The following is a 21,614-nucleotide window of genomic DNA, read 5'->3' on the forward strand; positions in this document are numbered from 1 at the left end:
GATTGGTGAGAAGCTGCCGGTTTGCTGACAGGAATCAGCAAACCGACTAAAGCACGGTGTGTTAGAAAATTAAAGGCGATCGAGAAGTTGCTTCAGATCTTTGCCCTTTTGGCTTTGCTGATTTTGGCTGGCCCAGTCATTCAGACGTTTCTTCAGCTCGTCCTGTAGGCGTTTACGCAGCAGTTGGTCTACCTGTAGCTGATAATTTAATTTATCCCACTCGCCATAGACGCGTAATGGGATCGCCGTATTTTTCAGCACGCTGACCAGTTGCTCATCGCCCTGCCATCCTTGCGTGATAGAGACATTCACATTGACATCACATGTCTGAGCGGGCAAATCGAATTGTCCAACACCGCTGAGTGACAGCAGCTCTGAACGGCCATTGAGATCGGTAAGACGTAACTTACCCGCATTCAGTTGGGCTTTTCCCGTCAACTGTTGCAGCTCAGTGTAACGTTCGTAGCGCTCTTGCCCTCGCACATTGCCATTACTACGCGCGACAGCCATCTGCACCATTTGCTGAATATTCAAACCCTGTAGGCGGACGCTATTAGCCTGCAGCGTCGCCGTTCCCTGCCACTGTTGGAGCAACGCAGGTAGCGAAAAGCTGTTTCCGCTGAACTGCCCTGCCATCGACAATTTTCCGCTGACCGTCTCGGCGGGCAGCGCAAATGCGGACATCAGCTGGGACAGCTCAACGTCCTTGAGTTCTGGCCGTAACGTGATGTTGGTTGATGGCTTCGTCACAACTTTACCGGGTAATGAGAAATGCCCACTGCCCAGTTCACCACTCAATGTCGTAATATCCAGCGACCCCGGCTGATTCTCTGCCCGTAGCGTAAACTGGCGGACATCAAGCCCACGGTAGATCATCGTTGCGGCCTGCAACGACAGACGCGCCGTGAATGCTTGTAAGGCGCTTTCTGGCTTGGTTAATCCACTTTCATTCGAAATGACGGGAGTGGATGATTTAACTGGTGCCTTGGACGTGCTGTTTCCCTTTACTACCTCGATTCCCAGCAGGGAATCCAAATCCAGCTTCTCAGACAACAGAGCCAAATCGTAATGTGGGATATCACCCAGCGTCACGCTACCCGCTCCCGATAACTGGCTATTATTGGTATTAAGTGAAAGCTGGCTAAACGTGATTTTTTCAGGCTGCTGTTGATAACTGGCCTGAACGCTCCCCGTTCCACTGATACCGCCTGGCGGTATTTCTGCCCCCTGAAGCTGGAAATCCAGTTTGGTGATATTGGCATTGACCTGTTGAGGGAAATGCAGCAAATCGACATCTGCGGCAAGGGAGAAAGCAATATCGCGCTGATCGCGATTGATACGGCTTGATAATTCGATGTTGACCTGACGGTCGCTGTTCTGCTCCATAGCAAGATTAATATCGCGAACATTAATCTGCTCATTATTACTGCGTTGCAGAATCAACAGGCTATCGGCGACTTTTATCTTATCGATATCCAGCCGCCAGCGACGCTCTTCAGATGGCGCTTGCGATCCCGCAGGGGCAATGGGGGCATTATTGGCCTGTTTGGCTTCACTTTCCGGCGTCAGGCGAATAATCGCCCCTTTCAGCATCACCTGCTTGACCGCAAGCTTGTGCGACAGCAATGGCCACAGTTGCACATCAAGGCGCATGTTCTCCGCGCTAACAATAGGCGCACTGGAACCCGGCGCGCTTAATGACATTCCGCCGGATAATATGCTCAGTTGCGGCCAAACGTGCCAGCGCAGATCGCCGTCCAACTGGAGACGATAGCCGCTACGTTCCTCAACCTGCTTCACCATGTAGGCGCGGAAGTCATTCGGGTTAACCAGTACGACCAGAGCCGTCATTCCTGCTACCAGCACGACAAGCAGTATTGCCAGCGTCGTCAGAAATCTTCTCATGCCATCCTCATTGTGAAACGCACGGCCACCTGCTTTTTACCTTACAAGCCTGTCGCCAGACGCTCAGTCTTTATCGATCCGGCTCGCTACCGCACCCTGTTGATCTTTATACTTGGCATCCTGACGGCGGTTGTATGGACGAGCCGCCGGCCCAGAAAGTGGTTCAAAACTCAGAGCGCCAATCATCATGCCGGGACGTAATGCCAGCGGCAACTTACCTGAATTATAGAACTCCAACACAATTCTTCCTTGCCAACCTGGATCAATACGGTGCGCGGTAACGTGAACCATCAATCCCAGACGTGCCAGTGAAGAACGACCATCCAGCCAGCCGACCAAATCATCCGGCAGCGTCACTGATTCCAACGTCACCGCCAGCGCTAGCTCTCCCGGGTGCAGGAAGAACGCTTCGCCTTCCGGTAAATTGATTTCATCACTCATGACGCGATCGAGCGCCGCGCTGACCTCATCCTTCGGGCCGCTTAAATCAATGAAAGGCGCAGTGTGTCCGCGGAAGACGCGAAACTGATTTCCCAGGCGAACATCAACCGTCGCGCCAGAGATTCTCTCAGTAGGCGGACGGGGCGTAATCACCAGTCGGCCATCATCCAGCCAGGCTTCAATGTCACGGTCACACAGTCTCATCTTATTCTCCATTCGACACCGGTATCTATCAGATAAACCTCATCTATCTCCGTCATACTTCAAGCTGCTTGTGCGTTGGCTGCCCTTACTCACCCCAGTCACTTACCTGAGTAAGCTCCTGGGGATTCGCTCGGTTGCCATCTTCACGCAACTCGAATTATTTAGGACATATCTCCGTCATACTTCACGCTGCTGGCCTTGTTTAAAACATTAACGTTCGGTCATGCAGCCTGAATGATTCGGACATATTATTCAAAGAACTGGCTTATCTTGGCTTTCAAAATATCAATCGCAATACGGTTTTTCCCGCCGCGCGGCACAATAATGTCGGCGTATTGCTTAGATGGTTCAATGAATTGCAGGAACATTGGGCGCACGGTCTTCTGATACTGTTCCATCACGGAATCCATTGAACGACCGCGCTCATTCACGTCGCGGCGCATGCGACGCAGCAGGCAAATATCCAGCGGCGTATCGACAAAAATAGAGAAATTCATCTCATCGCGCAGACGTGCATCCGTCAACAGCAGGATACCTTCCAGGATAATGACCTTTTTCAGTTCAATATGCACCGTTTCCTGCTTGCGGGTGTGTTCGACATAGCTGTACTGTGGAACTTCAATCGCCTGACCTGCTTTCAGCATCTGCAAATGTTTCAGCAACAGGCTGTGATCCATTGAGCTCGGGTGGTCATAGTTGGTTTTAACCCGCTCTTCCATCGTCAGGTGGCTTTGATCTTTATAATAACTGTCTTCAGATATCACCCCGATATGCTGATCGCCGACCTGATCGCGTAATTCCCGATACAAGGTGCTGGAAATAAGACTTTTACCCGAAGCGGACGCTCCCGAGATCCCGATGATGACACACTGGTGAGACTGATCAGTCATGGTATTAACGACCTGATTAACATAAATAAAGAGAGGGGAATGCGCCAATAGGCGCTTTTACGCCGCAATTATAGGGAGTTAGCCCCCGTCACGCCACCCTTTCCGCGTATTGCGCCCCAGAGAAGCGGGGACTGGCGCAGGGTCAAGCCGGGACAGATCCCGGCCTTATAGCGGGCTACAGCGCGCGGAAAGAAATTTCGCTGGGAATAACAGAGCCCTGCCAGTAGAGCTGAGCGGCAACCTGCCCCGCCAGTTCACGGTACAGAGAAGTGAATTCACTGTCCGGCTGGCTGACGACCGTCGGTTCACCGCGGTCAAGATCTTCACGCAGGGAGATGTGCAGCGGAAGCTGGCCTAACAGGGAACAGTGGTATTTCTCCGCCAGCTTCTGCGCGCCGCCCGTACCGAAGATCGGCTCCAGATGACCGCAGTTGCTACAGATGTGTACGCTCATATTCTCAACGATGCCCAGTACTGGCACGCTGACTTTTTCAAACATCGCGATGCCCTTCATGGCATCCATCAGAGCGATATCCTGCGGCGTCGTCACAACGACGGCACCGGTGACAGGAATATTCTGCGCCAGCGTCAGTTGGATATCGCCCGTACCCGGCGGCATATCTAATACCAGATAATCCAGATCCGGCCAGAGCGTATCCTGCAGCAATTGCAATAACGCTTTGCTTGCCATCGGCCCACGCCACACCATGGCGTTATCGTCCGTTACCAGATAACCAATAGAGTTAGTTGCCAGGCCGTGCGCAATAATCGGCGCCATATGTTGGCCGTCCGGCGAGGTTGGGCGTTCACTGGCCGAACCCAGCATAGTCGGAATAGAAGGACCATAGATATCGGCATCCAGAATGCCCACATTTGCGCCTTCAGCCGCCAGCGCTAGCGCCATGTTGACCGCCGTACTCGATTTGCCGACCCCGCCTTTCCCGGAACTGACGGCAATGATGTTTTTAACGCCCTTCACACCAGCCTGATCGTTAACCCGACGCAGCGTAGCGATATCATGTGTTAAGCGCCATTCGACGGCCTTTGCACCTGATAAACGTAATAACTCATCGCTAACCGTTTCTTTTAATACTGCTAATCCACTCAGCCAGACAAACGGCATTGTCAGTTCGATATGCAACACGTTATCCAGCAGCGCACAATGACGCAGCGCATTCAGTGTCGTCAGGTTATTTTTCAGTGTCGGGTGCTGAAAAGTAGATAAAACCCCGGTGACCATCGCACGCAGTGCTTCAGGACGTTGTTCGGGGACTGTCGCGTTCATTCCGGCTCCTTGAAATTCTCATATTTGACCGTTGAGACCGTATATAGCATACCAGAGCGAGGGAAGCCTGACGCCCTTCGGCGTTAAAAACGTGGAAACACTACGCAAATTAAAATCTGCCATATGGTTTCCTGCCGTTTTACTCACGCCAGCGGTTTACGCAGCAAGGCGCTATCGGTTAACATCGATCTCCCTCTATTCACAAAAGAAAGCAAGTTCCTCATGACTCAAGTCGCAAAGAAAATCCTGGTAACGTGCGCGCTGCCTTACGCTAATGGTTCGATTCACCTCGGTCATATGCTTGAACATATTCAGGCTGATATTTGGGTTCGTTACCAGCGAATGCGCGGCAACCAGGTTCACTTTATCTGTGCGGACGACGCCCACGGCACGCCAATCATGCTGAAAGCACAGCAGATGGGTATTGCGCCGGAAGAGATGATTGCGGCGATGAGTCAGGAGCATCAGCAGGACTTTGCTGGCTTCAATATCAGCTATGACAACTACCACTCCACGCATAGTGAAGAGAACCGCGAGCTGTCTGGTCTGATTTATGGTCGTCTGAAAGAGAACGGCTTTATTAAAAACCGCACGATTTCTCAGCTGTATGACCCAGAGAAAGGCATGTTCCTGCCGGATCGTTTCGTTAAAGGCACCTGCCCGAAATGTAAGGCTGCCGACCAATACGGCGATAACTGCGAAGTCTGCGGTGCGACCTACAGCCCGACTGAGCTGATCGAACCGAAGTCAGTGGTATCTGGTGCCACGCCAGAGATGCGTGACACCGAGCACTTTTTCTTCGATTTGCCCGCGTTCAGCGAGATGTTGCAAGCCTGGACACGCTCTGGCGCATTGCAGGAGCAAGTCGCCAACAAGATGCAGGAGTGGTTCGATTCTGGTCTGCAACAGTGGGACATTACCCGCGACGCGCCATATTTCGGTTTTGAAATTCCTGATGCGCCGGGCAAATATTTTTATGTCTGGCTCGATGCGCCAATCGGTTACATGGGGTCGTTCAAAAATCTGTGTGACAGACGTAGCGACCTGAATTTTGATGATTTCTGGAAGAAAGATTCAGACGCCGATTTGTATCACTTCATCGGTAAAGACATCGTTTATTTCCACAGCCTGTTCTGGCCGGCGATGTTGGAAGGTAGCGGTTTCCGTAAACCGACGAACCTGTTCGTGCACGGCTACGTCACGGTCAACGGCGCTAAGATGTCTAAATCGCGCGGCACCTTCATTAAAGCAGGAACGTACCTGCAGCATCTGGATGCCGATTGCCTGCGTTATTACTACGCGGCAAAACTGTCTTCTCGCATTGATGACATCGATCTTAATCTGGAAGATTTCGTGCAGCGCGTGAATGCCGACATCGTTAACAAGGTCGTCAATCTGGCATCGCGCAATGCCGGTTTCATTAACAAGCGTTTTGACGGCAAACTGGCGGACACACTGGCCGATGCCGAACTGTACAAAACCTTCACCGACGCTGCCGCCAGCATTGCGGAAGCCTATAGCAGCCGTGAATCCGGCCGTGCCATTCGTGAAATCATGGCGCTGGCGGATATCGCCAACCGCTATGTTGATGAACAAGCGCCGTGGGTTGTGGCGAAAGCAGAAGGTCGGGATGCCGATCTACAGGCTATTTGCTCAATGGGTATCAACCTGTTCCGCGTGTTAATGACATACCTGAAGCCGGTACTGCCATCGCTGGCACAGCGGACAGAAGCATTTTTGAACACGGAACTGAGCTGGGACGCCATCACTACCCCGCTGTTGAACCATCAGGTAAGCCCATTCAAAGCGCTGTTCAACCGCATCGATCTGGATAAAGTCAACGCCATGGTTGACGCGTCTAAAGAAGACATGGTCACGACGCCAAAAGTCGTGTCTGGTCCGCTGGCGGACAACCCAGTGCAGGACACCATTAACTTTGACGATTTTGCCAAGGTCGATATGCGTATCGCCTTGATTAAGCAAGCTGAATTGGTTGACGGTTCTGACAAGCTATTACGTTTGACGTTGGATCTGGGCGGCGAAACTCGTCAGGTCTTCTCCGGCATTCGTGAAGCCTATCCCGATCCGGCTAAGCTGGAAGGCCGTTTAACCGTCATGGTCGCCAATCTGGCACCGCGTAAAATGCGCTTCGGCATATCAGAAGGGATGGTGATGGCTGCGGGTCCGGGCGGGAAAGATATTTTCCTGCTAAGCCCAGACAGCGGCGCCCAACCGGGCATGCAGGTCAAATAATCATCACATCAAGCCGGATTCTTATCCGGCTTTTTTTTGCAACAATTTCGCCACAAATCCCCGCGTATTTCCTGCCGACCGACTCGCCGATCCGCATAGTTTGTAACCATGAAATAACAAAATCGTTATGTATTACACTATATAACGAATAAAAAATATACCTCTTTATAGGTGTAATGGGGGTTTAAATACTTAAATTTTGATTTTGCGCAAAGCCCACATCTTATGTGTTGTTAAATTGCTCGCAACAAAAATGACACATAATTACACAGGGAAACTAATGCAACTGAATAGACGAGGTTTCTTTAAAGTTTGCGCGGGGGGGATGGCTGGAACCACTCTCGCGGTATTGGGCTTTACACCCACGGAAGCAATGGCATCAGTGCGTCAATATAAACTGTTACGCGCAAAAGAGACGCGTAACAACTGCACATACTGTTCGGTCGGCTGCGGTGTGCTCATGTATAGCCTGGGCGATGGCGCCAAGAACGCAAAACCTTCCGTTTTTCATATCGAAGGTGATGCGGACCATCCAGTCAGCCGTGGCTCCCTTTGCCCGAAAGGTGCGGGTCTGGTCGACTACATTCACAGTGAAAACCGCCTGCTCTATCCTGAATACCGTGCGCCAGGCTCAGACAAATGGCAACGAATCAGCTGGGAAGACGCGATCGAACGCATCGCGCGCCTGATGAAAGCTGACCGCGACGCCAACTTCCAACGAACCAATGCCAAAGGCGAAACGGTCAACCGCTGGCTGACCACTGGTATGTTGTGCTCTTCTGCTGCCAGCAACGAAACCGGCATTCTCGACCAGAAATTTGCCCGCTCTCTCGGCATGGTCGCCATCGACTGTCAGGCTCGCCTGTGTCACGGCCCAACCGTCGCCGCGCTGGCACCGACATTCGGTCGTGGCGCCATGACCAACAACTGGGTTGATATCAAAAACGCCAACGTCATCATCGTCATGGGCGGCAACCCGGCAGAAGCACACCCGGTCGGTTTCAAATGGGCCGTTGAAGCGAAAACGCACAATAATGCGAAACTGATCGTTGTCGATCCGCGTTTTAACCGCTCCGCGGCCGTTGCCGATCTCTACGCGCCTATTCGCGCTGGGTCAGACGCCGCCTTTCTGCTAGGTATTGTTAACTACCTTATTACACACGATAAAATTCATCATGAATACGTGGTGTCTTACACCAGCGCTAGCCTGATCGTACGAGAAGATTTCAGTTTTGACGAAGGTTTGTTCAGCGGCTACGACGAACAAAAACGTCAATATGATAAATCCAGCTGGCAGTATGAGCTCGATGAATCCGGCTTCGCCAAACGGGATACCACACTGTCCCACCCACGCTGCGTCTGGAATCTGCTGAAAAAACACGTTTCCCGCTATACGCCGGAAATGGTGACATCGCTATGCGGTACTTCAGCCAAAGATTATGAAACGATCTGCCGCACGCTCGCCGAAACCTGTGTGCCGAATAAAACCGCAACCTTCATGTACGCACTGGGCTGGACGCACCACACCAACGGTGCACAGATCATTCGCTCAGCGGCCATGATCCAACTGTTACTTGGCAACATCGGTATGGCAGGTGGCGGTATCAACGCACTGCGCGGTCACTCTAACATTCAGGGCTATACCGACCTTGGCCTGCTGTCGTTAAATCTGCCGGGCTATATGCCGTTGCCGTCAGAAAAACAGCCGGATCTGAAAACTTATCTGGGTCAAATCACGCCAACGGCGCTGCTGCCAGATCAAGTTAACTATTGGAAAAATACGCCAAAATTCTTTATCAGCATGATGAAGAGCTTCTACGGTGACAACGCGCAGGCAGCGAATAACTGGGGTTATGACTGGTTGCCGAAGTGGGATCGTAGCTACGATGTCATGGTGCAAACCGAGCTGATGGTGGAAGGCAAAATGAACGGCTACATCGTTCAGGGCTTTAACCCCGTTGCCGCGTTCTCCAACAAGAATAAAGCGACCGAAGCACTCTCCAAGCTCAAGTACATGGTCATCATCGATCCACTGGTCACGGAAACGTCTACATTCTGGCAGAATTATGGCGAATTCAACGACGTAGATACGAAATCCATTCAGACTGAGGTCTTCCGTCTGCCCTCTTCCTGCTTTGCTGAAGAGAATGGGTCGATCGCCAACTCCGGCCGCTGGCTGCAATGGCACTGGGCGGCGGCTGAGCCACCAGGTGAAGCCCATCACGACGGTAAAATCCTCGGTAAACTGCTGATGCGCCTGCGTGAGCTGTATAAAGAAGAAGGCGGCGCCTACCCCGACCCGTTGATGAACATCAACTGGAACTATAAAGACCCAGAAGACCCAACGCCGGAAGAGATCGCCCGCGAAGCCAACGGCATGGCGCTGGCGGACATCTACGACGACAGCGGCAAGCTGATCCTGAAAAAAGGCCAACAGGTTGCTGATTTCTCGCAACTGCGCGATGACGGCTCCACATCCAGCTTCTGCTGGATCTATGCCGGTAGCTGGACAGAAGCGGGCAACCAGATGGATAAACGCGACAACGCCGATGCGGGTCTCGGCTGCACGCCGAACTGGTCATGGTGTTGGCCGCAAAACCGCCGCATTCTCTACAACCGCGCGTCTGCCGACCTGCAAGGGAAACCGTGGGACAGCAAGCGTAAATTGCTGGAATGGACCGGTCAGAGATGGCAAGGCATTGATGTACCTGACTTCGCCGCGACCGTCCCGCCGGGCAAAGACACCGGGCCGTTCATCATGCTGCCGGAAGGTCTGGCACGTCTGTTCTCCGTAGACAAACTGGTAGATGGGCCGTTCCCTGAGCACTACGAACCGATCGAATCGCCTATCGGTACTAACCCACTGCATCCATCGGTGGTGTCCAGCCCGGCGGCGCGTTTGTTTGAACGCGATGCGAAAACCATGGGCACCGCGAAGGACTTCCCTTACGTGGCGACGACATACTCGATTACCGAATTGTTCCGTCACTGGACAAAACACGCACGTTTGAACGCCATTGTGCAGCCGGAACAGTTTGTCGAGATCGGTGAAAATCTGGCGAAAAGCAAAGGCATTAAAGCAGGCGATGAAATCAAAGTTTCCTGCCAGCGTGGCTACATCAAAGCCAAAGCAGTGGTCACCAAGCGAATCAAAACGCTGGAAATTGCCGGACACAGCGTGGAAACCGTTGGTATCCCTTGCCACTGGGGCTTTGAGGGAACCACCCGTAAAGGGTTCCTGGCTAACACACTCACCCCGAGCGTCGGTGACGCTAATTCACAAACGCCTGAGTACAAAGCGTTTTTGGTTAATGTAGAGAAGGTGTAAGGGTAGCCAACTATGTCAATGCAATCACAAGATATTATTAAACGTTCGGCCACCAACGGCTTTACACCGCCTCCGCATGTGCGTAATGACAAAAGCGAAGTGGCAAAACTGATCGATGTCACCACCTGTATCGGCTGTAAAGCTTGTCAGGTGGCCTGTTCAGAGTGGAACGACATTCGTGATGAAGTCGGCCATAACCTCGGGGTTTATGATAACCCGGCGGATCTGAGCGCCAAATCCTGGACGCTGATGCGATTTTCCGAAGTGGAAGAGAACGACCGTCTGGAATGGCTGATCCGTAAAGATGGCTGTATGCACTGTAGCGATCCGGGCTGTCTGAAAGCCTGTCCTTCCGCTGGTGCCGTCATTCAGTATGCCAATGGTATCGTTGATTTTCAGTCCGAGAATTGTATCGGCTGCGGCTATTGTATCGCCGGTTGCCCGTTCAATATTCCACGTCTGAACAAAGAAGATAATCGCGTCTATAAATGTACGTTGTGCGTCGACAGAGTCAGCGTTGGGCAAGAACCGGCCTGTGTGAAAACCTGTCCGACCGGCGCCATTCGTTTCGGTACGAAAGACGAAATGAAGCATCTGGCGGAAGAACGCATCACCGATCTGAAAAGCCGTGGTTATGAAAACGCAGGCCTCTACGATCCGCAGGGCGTGGGCGGTACACATGTGATGTATGTTCTGCACCACGCAGACAGACCATCGCTCTATCACAATCTGCCAGATAACCCGCAGATTTCCACGCCGGTCAATCTGTGGAAAGGCATTCTGAAACCGCTGTCCGCGTTAGGGTTTGTCGCCACGTTCGCCGGGTTAATGTTCCACTACGTCGGTGTCGGTCCGAACACTGAGGAAATGGATCATGAACATGAGGGAGAAGACAAAGAAGGGGGAGACAAACATGAGTAAGCCACAAATGATTTTGCGCACCAAGTTTATCGATCGCATCTGTCACTGGATTGTGGTGATTAGCTTTTTCCTGGTCGCGCTCTCTGGTATTGCTTTGTTCTTCCCAACCCTGCAATGGCTGACGCAGACGTTTGGTACGCCACAAATGGGGCGTATTTTGCACCCGTTTTTTGGCGTGCTGATCGTCATCTGTCTGATCCCGATGTTTTTCCGGTTTGTTAGTCATAACATCCCGAAGAAACGCGATCTGCCGTGGTTCCTCAATATTGTTGAGGTATTAAAAGGCAATGAGCATGAAGTGGCTGAGGTGGGTAAATATAACCCAGGTCAGAAGATGATGTTCTGGAGCATCATGGGGCTGACGCTGGTACTGCTGATCACCGGGGTTATCATGTGGCGCCCCTATTTTGCCCACCTGTTTCCGATTGATATCGTGCGCTACGCTATTCTGATTCACGCTGCTGCGGCTATCGTCCTCATCCATGCCATCCTGATCCATATGTACATGGCGTTCTGGGTCAAAGGATCGATCAAAGGGATGATTGAAGGCAAAGTTTCCAAACGCTGGGCGCGTAAACACCACCCACGCTGGGCACGTGAAATGGAAGAGAAAGAAGCGAAGAAATAATTCACGTTCTTTTCATTTAATCACCTCCTCAAATGCCCGCCTCGCGGGCATTTTTCTTTTATCCGTAGTCAGCACAAATCGTTATAACTTACATCCAAACGTCATAACGCTCCCCGCTTTCCCGACTATCGCTCAATGGCTATGATGCAGTATTATTTTTAAATAGACATCCAGACATAAAGACAGCTATAAAGTAGTGACGCAGAAAACATAACAATACTGCCATCGACACAACACACTATCGTCAACACAAGATCCATTTATAAAACGCCACGGAGCTGATAATGAAGAAATTTACGCCTGCCCTGCTTGCACTGAGCTTACTGACCGCATTACCGGCACTGGCCAATCAGAGCGCCACTATTGCTCCCGTTCCGGCTGCTATTGCCAATCATAGCGGCCCGGTTCGCATCGCCGTTATCCGCAATCTGGGATCGGACGACAACACCACACAGTTTGTTTCCGGCGTTCTCGAAGAAGGTAAAAAGCTGGGCTTCAAGGTCAGTACCTTCCTGAGTAACGGCGATGACGCCCGTTTTCAGGATTTCGTGAATCAGGCTATTAGCCAGAAATATGACGGCATCATCCTGTCACAGGGTCGCGATCCCTACTCTACCGATTTGATTAAACGCATCGTCGACAGCGGTATTGCCGTCTCCGTGTTTGATACCGCCGTGAACGGCGAAATTCCGGGCGTGACCGTCACCCAGCAGGACGATGCCTCACTGACTAACGAATCACTCGGCCAACTGGTGAAGGATTTCAACGGCAAAGCCAATATTATCAAACTGTGGGTTGCTGGCTTCCCGCCGATGGAACGCCGCCAGCTCGCCTATCAACAGATCCTGAAAGCTAACCCCGGCATCAAGGAACTGGAATCGATTGGTGCCGTGTCCTCTGACGTACAGGGCGATACCGCCAACAAAGTCGGCGCAGTGCTGGCGAAATACCCGAAAGGCAAAATCGATGCGATCTGGGGATCGTGGGATGCTTTCAGCCAGGGCGCTTATAAGGCTTTGAAAGAAAACGGCCGGACAGAAATCAAACTGTACAGCATCGACATCTCCAATCAGGATTTACAGCTGATGCGCGAAGCGAGCAGCCCGTGGAAAGTCAGCGTGGCCGTCGATCCAAAACTGATCGGTAAAGTTAACCTGCGTCTGGTTGCCAACAAGATAGCCGGTGAGCCTACGCCTGCCACCTACGAATTCCGCGCTGCGGCGATTCCGCAGGCGCTGCTAGCCAGCCAGGCGGGTGCCGTCAACGTCGCGGGATTGGCAAAAATCATCCCAGGCTGGGGCCACACGGATGATTTTATCGCACCGTGGTTTGCTACACTGGAAGCCAAACAGGCGAAATAATACGGAGATAACGTTATGGCATCGACTCCTCTGCCCACCCCCGATTACAGCCGCAATATGCGGCTGATTGGACACAGCGATCAGGGCGGCAGACCCGATGGTGTGCAGGTGATGGTTCATCGCGGCTACGCTTACATCGGGCATATGGTTTCACAAGGTGTGTCGATTGTGGATGTGCGCGATGCCAAAAACCCAAGGCCAGCGGGGTTTATTGCCGCCCCGCCCGGTACCTGGAATATCCACCTGCAAACGCACGATGACCTGCTGCTTGTCGTCAACGCGCGCGATTTGTTTGCAGATGCCAGCTTCGCCGAGGAAAAGGTCTATTACACTCGCTCCGTCGCCGATACGGTCAGTACCAAACAGCAGGGCAAAAGCTGGAGCGCCGGATTACGGATTTTTGATATTTCAACGCCGGATAAACCGCGTGAAATCAGCTTCCTGCCGCTGGACGGTATCGGAATTCACCGCATCTGGTATGTGGGTGGACGCTGGGCCTATGTCTCCGCGCTGCTCGATGGCTACAGTGACTACATCTTTTTGACTATCGATCTGGCTGACCCACAGCGCCCGGAAGTTGCCGGTCGTTACTGGCTACCCGGCATGCATACAGCTGGTGGAGAACGCGCAAGCTGGCCGGAAGGTAAGCGTTACGCCCTTCACCACGCCATCATCAGTGGCGATACCGCTTATGGAAGCTGGCGCGATGGCGGGCTGACGCTACTGGACGTGAGCGATCGCACTAATCCACAGCTCATCAGCCACCGTAACTGGAGCCCACCGTTTGGCGGCGGCACCCATACCGCGCTACCGCTGCCGGATCGCGATCTGCTGATCGTGTTGGATGAAGCGGTATTGGATAATCAGGAAGATGGCGAGAAATTGATTTGGGTGTTCGATATTCGCGAACCGAGTAATCCGGTGAGCATCGCCACCTTCCCGCAGCCGAAAGAGGCAGACTATGTGAAGAAAGGCGCACACTTTGGCCCACATAACCTGCATGAAAACCGGCCCGGCAGCTTCATCAGTTCGTCATTGATCTTCGCCACGTATCAAAATGCGGGCGTGCGGGCTTACGACATCAGTAATCCATATCAGCCGAAAGAAACCGGTGCACTGGTGCCTGCTGCGCCAGCCAGCATGGTCGATAAACGTCCCGGCAGGCCGCAGATTATTCAGTCTTGTGATGTGTTTGTGGATGCCGACGGCATCATCTATAGCACGGACTACAACGCGGGTTTGTCGATTATCGAATACCGAGGCTAAGCGCCCTCTCATTATCTTCTTCCCCTGCGCGCGGCATCAGGATGTCGCGCCTGTTTTCATACTGCTGTCATTGTCGATTTCTATAGTGACTAACCTTACGGCTTATTCACCATGACCCAAAAGGAATCGTAATGAGAACGTATCACCGTTTCCCCCTCCGTTGGCCAACGCTGGCACTTTTCACACTTCTGGGATTGAATCATTCATTCGCCACGCAAACATCGGCAACTACCGCCTCGACGGCTGAACTGGCAGGCCACATAGTTATGCCCGCAAAATCTTTTATCCCCGCGCCCAATGATGCCCCAGCAGACATGAAAGTCAGCGGTAAATACACGACGGGTTCACGCGTCACGGCACTAAACAGCGTGCCAGCAAAATCTGCGGATCGACTAACGGGGCTTGCGCTTCCCGTTGAAGGGCAACCGCTGCAAGGCCATTCTGGCATCAAACATATGCCTGATGGCACCTATTGGGTGCTGACAGACAACGGTTATGGCACCAAAGCGAATTCTCCCGATTCACTTTTGTACCTGAATCACTACCAAATGGATTTTAAGAACAATACCGCGAGTCGGCTGGAAACGGTATTCCTGCACGACCCCGATAAACGAGTGCCGTTCCATATCGTCAACGAAAGCACAGACAAGCGCTATCTTACCGGTGCCGACTTCGACCCGGAAAGTTTTCAGTTTGCAGATGGCAGCTTATGGGTTGGTGAGGAGTTCGGTCCTTATCTCATCAAAGCGGACCTGACAGGAAAAGTACAAGCGGTTTTCGATACCTACGTTGATGGCAAGATAGTGAAATCGCCGGATAATGCAACACAGCCCTCTCCCGGCACGCCAGACGGCAAGCCGAGCTTTCAGGTGTCTCGCTCGAAAGGCTTTGAAGGCATGGCGGTCTCAAAAGATGGTTCAAAACTGTACCCACTGCTGGAAGGTGCATTATGGGACAGCGCACGCCAAGAGTATGAAAATATCGCGGGTAAACGTTACCTGCGCGTTCTGGAGTTTGATGTTAAAAAACAAATCTGGACAGGTCGTAGCTGGCAATACGTGCTGGAAGATAACCAGAACGCGATCGGTGATTTCAACATGATTGACGATCGACAGGGGTTAATCATCGAACGTGACAGCAACGAAGGTACAATGGACAAAGCCTGTCAGGCAGGTGCCACGACGACGGACTGTTTCAGTGCACCAGCTCGCTTTAAGCGAATCTACAAAGTGGGATTCTCTGATGACAATGTTGGTAAACCTGTCGATAAATCAGATTACCTCGACCTCATGAACATTCAAGATCCCAAACACCTGGCACGTAAGCCGCTGACAGAAGGTGTATTCACCTTCCCGTTTATGACGATCGAAAATGTCGATGTTGTTGATGATCACCATATCATTGTTGGCAATGACAATAACTTCCCATTCTCATCCAGCCGTCAGCCCAACGAGGCAGATGATAATGAGTTTATCTTGCTAGATGTGAAGGATTTTCTTACCCAGTAAGCCATTATGCTCCCCTTCATAGGGGAGCATACCAACTTAATCCAGCGCCAGCACCGACACCCACATTGGCCCCTGACCGACGGCGTAACGCGCCAGCGGTTGCAGATCGCCCGTGTTCTGATCGATGTGATACACCTCAATGTGCTGAGATTTCTGCCCTGCTGAAATCAGGAACTCACCGGTGTTGTCGATATTGAAACCGCGCGGCTGCGTCTCAGTCGGCTGATGACCGGTCAGCGTTAGCGTGCTGCCGTCTTCAGACACCAGGAAAACGCTCAACAGGCTGGCAGTACGATCGCTGATGTACAGGAAGCGGCCATTCGGCGTAATGTGAATATCTGCCGCCCAGCGCGTGTCACTGAAGCCCGCTGGCATGGCATCCAGCGTTTGTACTTTCTCCAACTCACCACTGGCTGCATCCAACTGGTACACGTCTACCGAGCTGTCCAGTTCATTCACGCAATAGGCAAAACGCTGATTGGGGTGGAAAGCCATATGGCGTGGACCAGCCCCCGCGACCGTCGTCATTTCGGCCTGACGGTGTACGCTCAATTTGCCCGTCGCACCCAGATCGTACAGACGGATACGGTCTTCTTTCAGGCACGGTGCCCACACAACGCGGTTGGTTGGATCAATATTGGTAGAGTGACACCCTTCCAGTCCGTCCAGTTGCTGAATCGGCTCGCCGACGATGCCATCCGCACCAATCGGGCTAACGCTAACACAAGCGCCGCTGTAAGACGCGCTGAACAGGAAACGTCCGTCGTTATCGGTAGACAGGTGTGTCGGGCTGCCCGGTAAAGACGCCACACCCGCCTCCGTCAATTTACCCTGTTCATCAATACGATAGCTCAGAACCCTGAAATCAGGACGAACACCAACATACAGGTGGCGCTTGTTCGGTGCGATCACCATCGGCTGAACCTGTCCTGGGACATCAACGGTTTGCAATAATGTCAGATTACCCTGAGCACCGAGTTGCCAAACGTGGATCTGCTGGCTTTCCGGGCTGGCGACATAAACAACTTGCTGCATCGTATTCTCCTTATTTCACGCGAATGTGGCGGCTCAGGAAGGCTTAAAAGCGGTTCATTGAACGGATAACAAACTTGCTCAACCTGACGCACGGTATACCATAAATGACCAATCACTCTATTCTACAGAGACATCGCAAGGCTACTATTGATTTAAGCAATGGCTGATTTAAGTAATGATTGGTTGAGCTAACGGACACACATGATGCAACAGTAATGAAAAGGCCGCGTTGAGCGGCCATTAAGTCTTATTTTGTCGGGGATAAGGTGTTGCAATACACATTACTGTGCCTGACAGAAGGCGTCACAAGCGGTACGTAATGCGCGGTCTCGCGTGCCGGCATCTGTACGCGGATACTCAGGAATGTGTCAGCAGGGATATCAATCGGATCGCCTTCGGCGTAGCCATCACGTTCATTGCGTGCGAACAGCATCGCATTCGGGTGAGTGCGGTGATACGTGTGGATAACAATAGAGCCGTCCTGCTCAACATCATAATCAACCCAAAGGCGCTCAAGCCCGTTGCGACAACGCGGACCAACAATTCCCCCTTCAAGCCCTCCCCAAGCCAGATCGGCGTTAAGGCCGAGACAGCCCGAAATCCGGTATACACCTTGATCAATGCGCGTTGTGACTACCCCTTCACTCTCTGTATTGAGCTCAGACGTTCCAGTACCGAACAATTTCACCACCGGCGAAGCGACCTTAAGAAACCCATTGGCGTCTGCGGTTGTGTTCCCCGTGTGGTACAGTCCCACTGCTTGTTGCCAGGCACCAGCAACCTGTTTGACGACGTTTATCTGGTAATACGCTGATGTCATATTGTCGTCGACAATAGCAAAACCGAAATTTTGGCTATCGGCGGTCGGTTCCTGATTGCCATTACCCCCACGATGGCGCGCAGATATATGCGTGCGCCATACGTTTCCAGTCTCATCTTTGGTAGACCCCATGCTTTGTTCTGACGCATAGTAGTTGAGCACGGCGGTAATGTTGCCAAGCACGGCGCCAGCCCCGCTATTCTTCACAAACCCCTTAGCATCTGTCAGCACGAAGTCATTGCAGGAGGCATAGATGTTACGATCTGCGTGCATCGTCATCGCAACCCCTGCTTTGTTGTTGCGTAATGTCAGATGATCGGTGTTTATATCCTGATAGCCGAGAGTCCAACGCGTTGAACCGTCGAAATTATTGCCTTGTAAATAGCTGGGTTGACCCAGCGCTTCAGGCATCAAAATCAGTGACGCCCAATTAGACATATAGGTTTTTAATGCGTGAATGACCTGATTGGTATTTGCTGTAACGGGAGACAAGTTTCGGGTGTCCCAGCCGATATTCCATGACGTTTCCCACACACCATTAGCGACACCGATCGTTGCCGTCTTTGCACCGCCAGTAGTAAAACTGATAGCCAGCAAGCAACCGTAAAAATCATCATGCTCGATAGGATTCCATAGAAGAACGCAGTCAACAAAATCAGGTGGGCGGTTGATTCCGGTCTGGTTAACCCAGTAAACGTCTGCGGGCCTGTCGCGAGTAAAATAGTCGAACAGATTAACATTGCTCCCGATATTCTTAGCCTTGTTCCCCCAGCCAAGATCCCCACGCAGCATTGCATTGCTCAGACCAATACTTGAACGAAACGCAGCCGGGTTAACGATATCTGAGCCGTTCGCGGCTATTTTCATCGATGCGTCAGCGCCCTGTTTTGCCTCATCAGCAGATTGCTGTGCTGCGGCTAGCGATTGATCAATTTCAATTAATTCCTGACTCACCGAATCCAGAGCACGTTTTAAATATTTTGTCCGGTTCGCTAACGCACTTGCCTGATAATTTGCGGGGCCGCCGGTGCCCGCTAAAACAGATGTATCTGTTTGGAGTTCAGGAATATGAGACGTGAACTCATCCAATTCCTTAATCGGTGGTAAATCATTTGCTGTAACGTGACCTGACATCATTAGCCCCTGGATTTATAAGGACCATTAAATTTAATAGCCCGTTGAATTTAATTAGCGGGCCGATAATAACGATCCAACGTTTTTCCATACACAAAACGAGTTTAAAACCTGTGTATGCGGCAACGTTCGCAGAAAGGCAGCTATTAAGCAGGGGCAGGAATTAAGATGTCATTTTTGCGGTATTACAGCGAAGGCATATCTGTTGATGAAAGGAGCGACCACAATAGGTAGTTATTCTAGGGGCACAAAGCGGAAATATAGAGGAATGACCTAAGACAGAAGAACAAAACTAGCCAGCACTAACGCCTTCTGAATAGCGATACAATTTTCGTAGTTAAGGTAGCCAACAGACGGAAACGAAAACGGGTTAGCCTAAGCTAACCCGTTGAATTTTGTGGCGGAGGAGTAGAGATTCGAACTCTAGAACACTTTCGCGTCGCCGGTTTTCAAGACCGGTGCCTTCAACCACTCGGCCACTCCTCCGCAATGACGCGCACTATAAACAGTACGTCGCACATTGTAAAGCCGCGTTTTGGTCAATTGCTTAAAAAATAGATGATAAGCCGTTGAAAGTATAGAAAATCGACAATAGTGTTACCACACTTCGCGTTTGGCCTGACTTCCCACCGCACGACATCTTTCGTCATCAAATGGATCCCAGACACTTTTATCTCGTTGTTGTCTGTCTATTTCTCGCCGCGTCCTTTATCGTAAGGCTCATTCGATATCCACATTTTTATTTGCGAGACAACGATGACCTACCGAGTAATTGCACTTGATCTTGATGGTACCCTGCTGAATCAACAGAAAAAAATCCTCCCCGAATCTCTGAGCGCACTCGCGCTGGCTCGCCAGCAAGGTATAAAAGTGATGATTGTCACCGGGCGTCACCACTCTGCCATTCACCCTTTTTATCAGGGATTGCAGTTGGATACGCCCGCCATCTGCTGTAACGGCACCTATGTCTATGATTACCAGCAGGGTCAGGCATCGCACACCAATCCGCTCTCAGTGGAACAGGCGAAAAATGTCATTACGCTATTGGATGAATTTGATATTCATGGGCTGATGTATGCCGATGACGATATGTATTATCAGTGCCCTACCGGACACGTGGTTCGCACACTAGCGTGGGCGGCTAACCTGCCGGAACAACAGCGCCCGCGTTTTGCGCAGGTGGAAAATCTGGTGCGTCAAACGGAAGCATCGCACGCTATCTGGAAATTCGCGACCACGCACGCCGATGTCCCCACACTGAACCATTTTGCCGCAGAAGTTGAAAAGCAACTCGGACTGGCCTGCGAGTGGTCGTGGCAAGATCAGGTTGATATCGCACAAACCGGCAATAGCAAAGGCAAACTGCTCCAGCAATGGCTTGGCGAACAGGGCATCAGCATGAAAGACGTCGTGGCATTCGGCGACAACTTTAACGATATCAGCATGCTGGAAGGCGTAGGATTGGGGGTCGCCATGGGCAACAGCGCTGACGAAATCAAAGCGCGTGCCGATCTGGTGATTGGCAGTAATGAGGAACCCAGCATCGCCGATGTCATCCGCACCCGCATTCTGGCATAACCAACGATGACGCCATCAGGCGAGTGAGTCGTACCTCACTTTGCCTGATGGCGTTTGACTATCAAGCTGACTTACAGCGCGTTGCCCAGCACCTGTCTCAAGTAAGCGCCCGCCCCCATTAATCCCGGCTGTTCATGGGTAATCAGGTACACGGGAATATCCTGCATATAGCCTTTAAACCGCCCTTTGTCTTCAAAAGCCGCCCGAAAGCCGGAAGCTTTAAAAAACTCAAGAAAGCGCGGTACGATACCGCCCGCAATATAAACACCGCCAAATGTGCCTAAATTTAACGCCAGATTGCCACCGAAGCGCCCCATAATGACGCAGAATAACGACAGCGCGCGGCGACAATCCACGTCCGTATGATTAACAGCACGCTCGGTAATATCTTTCGGTTCCAGCGCCTCCGGTGTGCGATTATCGGACAGCACCACGGCACGATAAATATTCACCAGCCCCTGCCCGGAGAGTAAGCGCTCTGCGGAAACATGCCCCAGCGACTGGCGCAATACTGCCAGAATGTTGTCTTCTTCGTCGCTATTAGACGCGAAATCCACGTGCCCACCCTCACCCGGCAAACTAATCCATTGACCGGCAGCATGCACCAGATGAGCGACGCCTAACCCCGTACCTGCACCATATACGGCAACAGGCTTACCCGGCACAGGCTCTCCGCCGCCGAACTGGAGCAGACTCTCACTCCCCAACACCGGCACCGCCATAGAAACGGCGGTAAAGTCGTTGATGACCTCAAAGTGGCGTAAACCCAAGCTCGCTTTCATTTCAGCGATGGAAAATGCCCAGGTGTGATTCGTCATCGCCACCCAGTCACCAGTAATCGGGCAGGCAATCGCGATACAGGCATCCTGCACCGTGACCTGTCGCGAGTCGAGATAATCCCGGATCGCCCCTTCCAGAGAAGGGAAATCCAGCCCGGAATAAGTTTCGATTTGCGACAGTTCGCCCGTCATAGCGTCACACAGCGCCAAACGCGTATTGGTGCCGCCGACATCGCCCACTAAAACAAAGTGCGTCATTCTTCTTTTCCCCTCAAGCA

The 21,614-nt window shown here is 51.9% G+C and carries 14 protein-coding genes, 1 tRNA gene and 1 pseudogene; 8 read left to right on the forward strand and 8 right to left on the reverse strand.

The window, feature by feature from the left end; all coding sequences use genetic code 11:
* Positions 1 to 69: 69 nt before the first annotated feature.
* The 4 genes from asmA to apbC all read right to left on the reverse strand — a co-directional run bounded on the left by asmA (position 70) and on the right by apbC (position 4,725).
* Positions 70 to 1,905, reverse strand: a complete 1,836-nt coding sequence (gene asmA, locus AB8809_RS16145) for an outer membrane assembly protein AsmA (RefSeq protein WP_349854959.1) — start codon at positions 1,903 to 1,905, stop codon at positions 70 to 72.
* A 63-nt stretch (positions 1,906 to 1,968) separates the two neighbouring features.
* Positions 1,969 to 2,550 carry a dCTP deaminase gene (gene dcd / locus AB8809_RS16150; protein WP_015839565.1) on the reverse strand — a complete coding sequence of 194 codons (582 nt, stop codon included), beginning with the start codon at positions 2,548 to 2,550 and terminating at the stop codon, positions 1,969 to 1,971.
* A gap of 248 nt (positions 2,551 to 2,798) precedes the next feature.
* Positions 2,799 to 3,440 (reverse strand): uridine kinase, encoded by a 642-nt coding sequence (gene udk / locus AB8809_RS16155; protein WP_015839564.1) that lies wholly within the window; start codon positions 3,438 to 3,440, stop codon positions 2,799 to 2,801.
* Positions 3,441 to 3,615: 175 nt separating this feature from the next.
* Positions 3,616 to 4,725 (reverse strand): iron-sulfur cluster carrier protein ApbC, encoded by a 1,110-nt coding sequence (gene apbC / locus AB8809_RS16160; protein ID WP_015839563.1) that lies wholly within the window; start codon positions 4,723 to 4,725, stop codon positions 3,616 to 3,618.
* Between the two features lie 222 nt (positions 4,726 to 4,947).
* Here apbC and metG point away from each other — a divergent pair, with 222 nt between their 5' ends.
* The 7 genes and pseudogenes from metG to AB8809_RS16195 form a co-directional block, all read left to right on the forward strand.
* Positions 4,948 to 6,978, forward strand: coding sequence for a methionine--tRNA ligase (metG, locus tag AB8809_RS16165; protein WP_349854962.1), 2,031 nt, complete (start codon positions 4,948 to 4,950; stop codon positions 6,976 to 6,978).
* 280 nt (positions 6,979 to 7,258) lie between these two features.
* Positions 7,259 to 10,306, forward strand: a complete 3,048-nt coding sequence (gene fdnG, locus AB8809_RS16170) for a formate dehydrogenase-N subunit alpha (RefSeq protein ID WP_225181259.1) — start codon at positions 7,259 to 7,261, stop codon at positions 10,304 to 10,306.
* Between the two features lie 12 nt (positions 10,307 to 10,318).
* Positions 10,319 to 11,227, forward strand: coding sequence for a formate dehydrogenase subunit beta (fdxH, locus tag AB8809_RS16175; RefSeq protein ID WP_180778402.1), 909 nt, complete (start codon positions 10,319 to 10,321; stop codon positions 11,225 to 11,227).
* Positions 11,220 to 11,855, forward strand: a complete 636-nt coding sequence (gene fdnI, locus AB8809_RS16180) for a formate dehydrogenase-N subunit gamma (RefSeq protein WP_015839559.1) — start codon at positions 11,220 to 11,222, stop codon at positions 11,853 to 11,855. The genes fdxH and fdnI overlap by 8 nt, the downstream gene beginning before the upstream one ends.
* Positions 11,856 to 12,139: 284 nt before the next feature.
* Positions 12,140 to 13,216: a sugar ABC transporter substrate-binding protein gene (locus AB8809_RS16185; protein WP_349854965.1), complete on the forward strand. Its 1,077-nt coding sequence runs from the start codon at positions 12,140 to 12,142 to the stop codon at positions 13,214 to 13,216.
* Positions 13,217 to 13,231: 15 nt separating this feature from the next.
* Positions 13,232 to 14,482 (forward strand): LVIVD repeat-containing protein, encoded by a 1,251-nt coding sequence (locus AB8809_RS16190; protein ID WP_015839557.1) that lies wholly within the window; start codon positions 13,232 to 13,234, stop codon positions 14,480 to 14,482.
* Between the two features lie 242 nt (positions 14,483 to 14,724).
* Positions 14,725 to 15,990: pseudogene (locus AB8809_RS16195) on the forward strand (esterase-like activity of phytase family protein); the annotation flags it as partial.
* 36 nt (positions 15,991 to 16,026) lie between these two features.
* Here AB8809_RS16195 and pgl read toward each other — a convergent pair.
* The 3 genes from pgl to AB8809_RS16210 all read right to left on the reverse strand — a co-directional run bounded on the left by pgl (position 16,027) and on the right by AB8809_RS16210 (position 19,465).
* A complete protein-coding gene (pgl, locus tag AB8809_RS16200; protein ID WP_349854969.1) occupies positions 16,027 to 17,025 on the reverse strand; it encodes a 6-phosphogluconolactonase in 999 nt (332 codons plus the stop codon).
* A 247-nt stretch (positions 17,026 to 17,272) separates the two neighbouring features.
* Positions 17,273 to 18,979: a hypothetical protein gene (locus tag AB8809_RS16205; protein WP_349854971.1), complete on the reverse strand. Its 1,707-nt coding sequence runs from the start codon at positions 18,977 to 18,979 to the stop codon at positions 17,273 to 17,275.
* A 398-nt stretch (positions 18,980 to 19,377) separates the two neighbouring features.
* A tRNA-Ser gene (locus AB8809_RS16210) sits at positions 19,378 to 19,465 on the reverse strand.
* Positions 19,466 to 19,735: 270 nt separating this feature from the next.
* Here AB8809_RS16210 and AB8809_RS16215 point away from each other — a divergent pair.
* Positions 19,736 to 20,557 carry a pyridoxal phosphatase gene (locus tag AB8809_RS16215; RefSeq protein ID WP_349854973.1) on the forward strand — a complete coding sequence of 274 codons (822 nt, stop codon included), beginning with the start codon at positions 19,736 to 19,738 and terminating at the stop codon, positions 20,555 to 20,557.
* Between the two features lie 71 nt (positions 20,558 to 20,628).
* On the opposite strand, the gene glk is transcribed toward AB8809_RS16215, so the two are convergent.
* Positions 20,629 to 21,594, reverse strand: coding sequence for a glucokinase (gene glk / locus AB8809_RS16220; protein WP_349854975.1), 966 nt, complete (start codon positions 21,592 to 21,594; stop codon positions 20,629 to 20,631).
* Between the last annotated feature and the right edge of the window lie 20 nt (positions 21,595 to 21,614).

This window comes from Pectobacterium aroidearum (assembly GCF_041228105.1).
GTDB lineage: Bacteria > Pseudomonadota > Gammaproteobacteria > Enterobacterales > Enterobacteriaceae > Pectobacterium > Pectobacterium aroidearum.

Bases quoted from the DNA above. Each gene is read 5' to 3' on its own strand.
- asmA (WP_349854959.1), bottom strand. From the start codon at position 1,905: ATGAGAAGATTTCTGACGACGCTGGCAATACTGCTTGTCGTGCTGGTA.
- dcd (WP_015839565.1), bottom strand. From the start codon at position 2,550: ATGAGACTGTGTGACCGTGACATTGAAGCCTGGCTGGATGATGGCCGA.
- udk (WP_015839564.1), bottom strand. From the start codon at position 3,440: ATGACTGATCAGTCTCACCAGTGTGTCATCATCGGGATCTCGGGAGCG.
- apbC (WP_015839563.1), bottom strand. From the start codon at position 4,725: ATGAACGCGACAGTCCCCGAACAACGTCCTGAAGCACTGCGTGCGATG.
- metG (WP_349854962.1), top strand. From the start codon at position 4,948: ATGACTCAAGTCGCAAAGAAAATCCTGGTAACGTGCGCGCTGCCTTAC.
- fdnG (WP_225181259.1), top strand. From the start codon at position 7,259: ATGCAACTGAATAGACGAGGTTTCTTTAAAGTTTGCGCGGGGGGGATG.
- fdxH (WP_180778402.1), top strand. From the start codon at position 10,319: ATGTCAATGCAATCACAAGATATTATTAAACGTTCGGCCACCAACGGC.
- fdnI (WP_015839559.1), top strand. From the start codon at position 11,220: ATGAGTAAGCCACAAATGATTTTGCGCACCAAGTTTATCGATCGCATC.
- AB8809_RS16185 (WP_349854965.1), top strand. From the start codon at position 12,140: ATGAAGAAATTTACGCCTGCCCTGCTTGCACTGAGCTTACTGACCGCA.
- AB8809_RS16190 (WP_015839557.1), top strand. From the start codon at position 13,232: ATGGCATCGACTCCTCTGCCCACCCCCGATTACAGCCGCAATATGCGG.
- pgl (WP_349854969.1), bottom strand. From the start codon at position 17,025: ATGCAGCAAGTTGTTTATGTCGCCAGCCCGGAAAGCCAGCAGATCCAC.
- AB8809_RS16205 (WP_349854971.1), bottom strand. From the start codon at position 18,979: ATGTCAGGTCACGTTACAGCAAATGATTTACCACCGATTAAGGAATTG.
- AB8809_RS16215 (WP_349854973.1), top strand. From the start codon at position 19,736: ATGACCTACCGAGTAATTGCACTTGATCTTGATGGTACCCTGCTGAAT.
- glk (WP_349854975.1), bottom strand. From the start codon at position 21,594: ATGACGCACTTTGTTTTAGTGGGCGATGTCGGCGGCACCAATACGCGT.